Origin of the sequence: Mesorhizobium sp. M7A.F.Ca.CA.004.06.1.1 (assembly GCF_003999135.1) — a bacterium.
GTDB lineage: Bacteria > Pseudomonadota > Alphaproteobacteria > Rhizobiales > Rhizobiaceae > Mesorhizobium.
Genome location: NZ_RZPQ01000354.1, coordinates 1 through 5,932, shown reverse-complemented (window position 1 = coordinate 5,932; position 5,932 = coordinate 1). Strand labels below are relative to the sequence as shown.

Annotated in this window: 6 protein-coding genes; all 6 read left to right on the top strand. The window is 62.1% G+C overall.

What is annotated here, in order from left to right; all coding sequences use genetic code 11:
* On the top strand, positions 1–1,465 hold a 1,465-nt coding region (locus EN906_RS20215), incomplete at its 5' end, for an FHIPEP family type III secretion protein (protein ID WP_127375329.1).
* A complete protein-coding gene (gene fliR, locus EN906_RS20210; RefSeq protein ID WP_023810025.1) occupies positions 1,462–2,214 on the top strand; it encodes a flagellar biosynthetic protein FliR in 753 nt (250 codons plus the stop codon). The genes EN906_RS20215 and fliR, both read left to right, overlap by 4 nt.
* Positions 2,215–2,216: 2 nt before the next feature.
* Positions 2,217–2,600 carry a hypothetical protein gene (locus EN906_RS20205; protein WP_127271285.1) on the top strand — a complete coding sequence of 128 codons (384 nt, stop codon included), beginning with the start codon at positions 2,217–2,219 and terminating at the stop codon, positions 2,598–2,600.
* 180 nt (positions 2,601–2,780) lie between these two features.
* Complete coding sequence (gene ugpC / locus EN906_RS20200; RefSeq protein ID WP_127271287.1) at positions 2,781–3,866, top strand: sn-glycerol-3-phosphate ABC transporter ATP-binding protein UgpC; 1,086 nt, start codon at positions 2,781–2,783, stop codon at positions 3,864–3,866.
* Positions 3,867–3,902: 36 nt separating this feature from the next.
* Positions 3,903–5,228, top strand: coding sequence for an ABC transporter substrate-binding protein (locus tag EN906_RS20195; RefSeq protein ID WP_127375328.1), 1,326 nt, complete (start codon positions 3,903–3,905; stop codon positions 5,226–5,228).
* A 94-nt stretch (positions 5,229–5,322) separates the two neighbouring features.
* A partial coding sequence (locus EN906_RS20190; RefSeq protein WP_164777257.1) for a sugar ABC transporter permease occupies positions 5,323–5,932 on the top strand: 610 nt, incomplete at its 3' end.

Genomic DNA, 5,932 nt, shown 5'->3' with positions numbered 1-5,932 from the left:
CAGCCTCATCATCACCGCCATCAACATCGTCGGCGGCTTCGCCCATGCCCATACCGTGCCTGATGTAGCCGATGGCGATGCCGCCGACGTGTTCATCAAGCTGTCGGTCGGCGACGGCCTCGTCACCCAGATCCCGGCACTGATCGTGTCGCTCGCCGCCGGCCTGCTCGTCTCCAAGGGCGGCACCCGCGGCTCGACCAACCAGGCGGTGTTCGGCCAGCTCGGTGCCCACCCGCGCGCCCTCTATGTCGCGGCATCGCTGCTGGTGCTGCTCGGCCTGATGCCCGGCCTGCCGCTGTTCCCGTTCTTTGCGCTCGCCGCCGGCATGGCCGGTCTCGGCTACGTCATCCCGATGCGCGCCAACCGCGCCGTCGCCGAAGCCGAGGCGATCAAGGATCAGGAAAAGGCGACCAAGGTCGAAGAGGAGAAGAACTCGGTCAAGGCTTCGCTCGCCACCGCCGAGATCGAGCTTTTGATCGGCAAGCAGCTGTCGACAAGGCTGCTGACGTCGCATCAGGAACTGGTTTTCCGCATGGGCAAGATGCGCAAGAAATTCGCCACCCAGTACGGCTTCGTCGTGCCGGAAGTGCGCGTCGCCGACGATTTCGCCATCCCGCCGAAGAGCTACCAGATCAAGGTGCACGGCACCGTGGTGGCCGAGTACCAGATGCGCGTCGGCGAGATCATGGTGCTGCTCGGCAACCGCGACATACCCGAGATACCGGGCGAGGAAATCCGCGAGCCGGCCTTCGGCATGCGCGCCTATTCCGTGGTCGAAGCCTTCGCCGAGGATTTGAAGCGCGAGAACTACACCTTCGCCGACAACATGTCGGTGCTGCTCACCCATCTCTCCGAGGTCATCCGCAACAACCTGCCGCAGCTTCTGTCCTACAAGGACATGAAGGCGCTGCTCGAACGCCAGGACCAGGAATACCGCAAGCTCGCCGACGAGATCTGCACCACGCACATCTCCTATCCCGGCCTGCAGGCGGTGTTGAAGCTGCTGCTCGCCGAGCGCGTCTCGATCCGCAATCTGCACCTGATCATCGAGGCGATCGCCGAGATCGCGCCGCATGTGCGCCGCACCGAGCAGATCGTCGAGCATGTCCGCATCCGCATGGCCCAGCAGATATGCGGCGACCTGTCCGAGGGCGGCGTGCTGAAAGTGCTGCGCCTCGGCAACCGCTGGGATCTCGCCTTCCACCAGAGCCTCAAGCGCGACGCCAAGGGCGAGGTGCGCGAATTCGACATCGACCCGCGTCAGCTCGAGGAGTTCGGCCAGGACGCCACCAAGGCGATCAAGAAATATCTGGAAGCCGGCGAGCGTTTCGTCCTCGTCACCGCGCCCGACGCCCGCCCCTATGTGCGCATGATCATCGAGCGCCTGTTCACCACGCTGCCGGTGCTCAGCCATGTCGAAATCGCCAAGGGCGTCGAGATCAAGGTGCTCGGAACCATATCGTGAGCGTGCTGTCGCAAGGCGTCGTCATCGCGGCGTTCCTCGCCTTCTGCCGCATCGGCGCCTGTTTCATGCTGATGCCGGGCCTCTCCAGCGCCCGCGTCCCGGTCCAGGTCAGGTTGTTCGTGGCGGTCGCCGCCACCGGCGGCCTGCTCGCCTTTCTGTGGGACAAGATCTTTCCTTTCGTCGACCCGCGCCCGCAGATCCTTGTGCCGATGATCATCTCGGAACTTCTGGTCGGCGGCCTGATCGGCGCCATGACCAGGCTCTACATGGAAGCCCTGCGCTTCATGGGCTCGGCCATCGCCATGCTGGTCGGTTATGGCGGCACCGGCGGACCGGCGATCGAGGAGCCCGAACCCCAGGCAGCCCTTGCCGCAATCATCTCGTTCTCGGCGCTGTTGATGCTGTTCGTCTTCGATTTCGACCACGAGATAATACGCGCGCTGGTTTCCTCCTACACGGTCGCGCCGGTCAACGTCTTCTTCAACCCGCAGGCCGCCCTCGTCGATGTCACCGACACGGTGTCGGACACGTTCTTCCTGGTCATCCGCCTCGGCAGCCCGTTCGTCGCCTATGCTATTCTCGTCAATCTGACGATCGGCTTCGTCAACAAGCTGACGCCGCAGATCCCGATCTATTTCATCTCCCAGCCCTTCATCATCGCCGGCGGCATGATCATCTTCTATTTCGCCGTCGGCACCATGCTGTCGCTGTTCGTCGACGGCTTCGTCGATCTGACATTGGCGAGATAGAAATGAGCACGCGCAAGGACCGCCTCAAGAAGCTGGTCAAGGTTCAGGAACAGCTGAAGGCGCTGCACGAAACCCGCCACGCCACCTTCCTTGCGGCGGCCAGTGCCGCCGAGGCCGAGGCCAAGGAACTGGTCGGCCATTTCGACCAGGCCGATTCGCTCTCCGCCCTGTTTCCCGATCTCTACCATCGCCGCATTGCCCAGGCGGTGGTGCGCCAGGAAGCGAACCTGGCGAGCGCCAGGCAGGAAGCCAGCCTCATCGCCGCGGCGACCGCCCGCACCAACATGGTCGAGCGCGCCTACAAGGACGTACGCAACCGCGACGAACGCGAACGCTCCGACCGCGAGCGGCTGGACCTGATCACGCAGAAGCGGACGCAGGAGTAGTTGGGAGCATTGTGTGGCGCGAAGCGGACCCTCCAAGGTTCGGCTTTCCCGTAAACGCTTTACAGCCCGGTTTGGTAGCGCTACCGTTTCAGCCTAGCGTGAGCCTGGGAGGAGCCAGGGCTGTCGCTAGCGGAAGCGTTGTTCCTTCGACGACGTCGCGGGAATTTGTTGGGAGGATCGATGGCGTCTGTCGCAATTGGCGAAGTCTATAAATCATTCGGCGCTGTCGAGATCCTGCACGGGGTCAGCGTGAACATCGAGGACGGCGAGTTCGTCACTCTGGTCGGACCGTCGGGCTGCGGAAAATCAACCCTCCTCAGAATGATCGCCGGCCTAGAAAAGATTTCACGCGGCCAGATCGCGATTGGCGAACGTGTCGTCAACAACGTTGCGCCCAAGGAGCGCGACGTCGCCATGGTCTTCCAGAACTATGCGCTCTACCCACACATGACCGTCGCCGAGAACATGGCGTTCTCGCTGATGCTCAAAGGAGTTTCCAAGCCGGAGAGCGATGCAGGCGTGCGCCGCGCGGCCGAAATCCTTGGGCTGGTGCCGTTGCTGGCGCGCTATCCTCGGCAGCTTTCCGGCGGCCAGCGCCAGCGCGTCGCAATGGGCCGCGCGATCGTGCGTGATCCGGCGGTCTTTCTCTTCGACGAACCGCTGTCCAATCTCGACGCCAAACTCAGGGTGCAGATGCGCGCCGAGATCAAGGAACTGCACCAGCGCCTCAAGACCACGACAGTCTACGTCACTCACGATCAAATCGAAGCCATGACCATGGCTGACAAGATCGTGGTCATGCATGACGGCATCGTCGAGCAGATAGGGCCGCCGCTGGAACTCTATGACCGGCCGAACAATCTTTTTGTCGCCAGCTTTATCGGCTCGCCGGCCATGAATTTGCTGAGGGGCGAGATCGCTACCGACGGCTCACCCTCGTTCCGCGGCGCCGGGGGGATTTCGGTCCCGTTGGCCTCGGCACTTTCCATCCGCAATGGCGAGCCTGTGGTGCTGGGAATAAGGCCCGAGCATTTGCGGCTGTCCGACGACCAGGGCATTCCGGTCACCGTCGCGGTGGTTGAACCAACCGGGTCCGAAGTGCAGCTCATCGGCCGGACAGCCGGCGGCGAAGAGATCGTCGCGAATTTCCGGGAACGACATTCCTTTACGCCGGGCGAAACCATCCGGCTTACGGCCGAGCCCAGCCTTATCCATCTCTTTCACGCAGAAACCGGACAGAGATTCCAGACACGTATCGATCAGTAGGACCACAGGCAAGGACAACAACAGGAGGAAACGAGCATGAAGTTCACCAGACGCGACGTGATCCGCACCACCGCCGGCGCGGCGGCGGGTGCCTTGGGAAGTCGGTTCATCAGCTCTCCGGCCCTTGCCCAGGACGGACTGAAATACAAACCCGAGGATGGCGCCAAGCTTAGACTGCTGCGCTGGTCGCCCTTCGTCCAGGGCGATGAAGACCAATGGCTGGCCAACACCAAACGCTTCACCGAGGCGACAGGTGTCGAGGTTCGCGTCGACAAGGAAAGCTGGGAGGACAGTCGTCCCAAGGCGGCGGTCGCAGCAAATGTCGGGTCCGGCCCCGACCTGATGTTCGTCTGGTTCGATGACCCGCACCAATATCCCGACAAGCTGCACGACGTGAGCGAACTGGGCGAGTATCTCGGCTCGAAATATGGCGGCTGGCACGAGGGACCTAAGCAATATGCGACACGCGACGGGAAGTTCGTCGGCCTGCCCCTGGCCACGATCGGCAATGCCATCGTCTATCGGGAAAGCTGGGTGAAAGAGGCCGGCTTTTCGGAGTTTCCCAAGGACACGAAAGGCTTCCTGGAACTTTGCAAGGCCTTGCAAGCGAAGGGACATCCGGCCGGCTTCACGCATGGTCATGGCGTCGGCGACGGCAACAACTATGCTCATTGGCTGCTGTGGAGCCATGGCGGCCAGATGGTCGACGAGAGTGGCAAGGTAACGATCAACAGCCCCGAGACCCTCAAGGCGATCGAATATGCGCAGGAGCTTTACAAGACCTTCATTCCAGGCACCGAAAGCTGGCTCGACGTCAACAACAACCGCGCCTTCCTGGCCGGCGAACTGGGGGTGATCGCCAATGGAATTTCCGCCTACAACACGGCCAAGATCAACAAGGACAAAGATCCAAAGCTGGCTGAAATCGCCAAGGACATACGCACGACCAACCTGCCCATCGGTCCTGTCGGCAAATCCGTCGAATTGTTCCAGGTGACCACGGCTGTCATCTTCAATTACACGCCCTACCCCAACGCGGCCAAGGCGTATTTGCAGTTCATGTTCGAGGAACCGCAAATGAAGGACTGGATCACCTCCTCGGCCGGATATTGCTGCCAGACACTGAAGGCATTCGACAACAACCCCGTGTGGACTGCCGATCCCAACAACGCCGCTTACGCCAAGGCTTCGGCTACTCTGCGGCCTAACGGCTATGCCGGGCCGCTCGGCTATGCCTCGGCGGCAACCATGGCCGACTACGTGCTGGTCGACATGTTCGCCAAAGCGGTGACCGGCCAGGCCACGCCGCAAGAGGCAATGGAAGAGGCCGAGAAGCGGGCAAATCGCTATTATCGCGTTTGAGCCGGCTCAGCCGGGCAGCGCCGCTGCCCGGCTGGCTTCGGATTGCGTCGCGGCCGATCCGGCCGATCAATGAGACCTCAGCAGGAGCCGACCCATGGCCGTGCCGTCAGCTGCTATCCAGCCGCGACCTTCGATCTTCTCACGGATTCTGTCGCGCTGGAGCGAAAGCCGGAACGCACTTGGCTTCGGCTTCATGCTTCCGGCGGCTGCACTGCTGCTTGTCTTCCTGACCTATCCGCTGGGGCTCGGCGTCTGGCTCGGCTTCACCGATGCCCGCATCGGCCGCCCCGGCATCTTCATCGGCGTCGAAAACTATGAATACCTGTGGAGCGACGCCGTCTTCTGGCTCTCCGTCTTCAACACCTTGCTCTACACGATCAGCGCCTCGATCCTGAAATTCGCGCTCGGCCTCTGGCTGGCGCTCATCCTCAACCAGAACCTGCCCTTCAAATCGTTCTTCCGCGCGATCGTCCTGCTGCCGTGGGTGGTGCCGACGGTGCTCTCGGCCATCGCCTTCTGGTGGATCTACGATTCGCAGTTCTCCATCCTGTCGTGGGCGCTCATGGAAATGGGACTGATCGATCACCGCATCAATTTCCTTGGCGATCCGGAGAACGCGCGCGCCTCGGTGATCGCTGCCAATGTCTGGCGCGGCATTCCTTTCGTGGCCATCACGCTGCTGGCCGGCCTGCAGACGATTCCCC

Excerpts from the sequence above, each read along its gene's own strand:
- EN906_RS20205 (WP_127271285.1), top strand. The coding sequence starts at position 2,217 with ATGAGCACGCGCAAGGACCGCCTCAAGAAGCTGGTCAAGGTTCAGGAA.
- ugpC (WP_127271287.1), top strand. The coding sequence starts at position 2,781 with ATGGCGTCTGTCGCAATTGGCGAAGTCTATAAATCATTCGGCGCTGTC.
- EN906_RS20195 (WP_127375328.1), top strand. The coding sequence starts at position 3,903 with ATGAAGTTCACCAGACGCGACGTGATCCGCACCACCGCCGGCGCGGCG.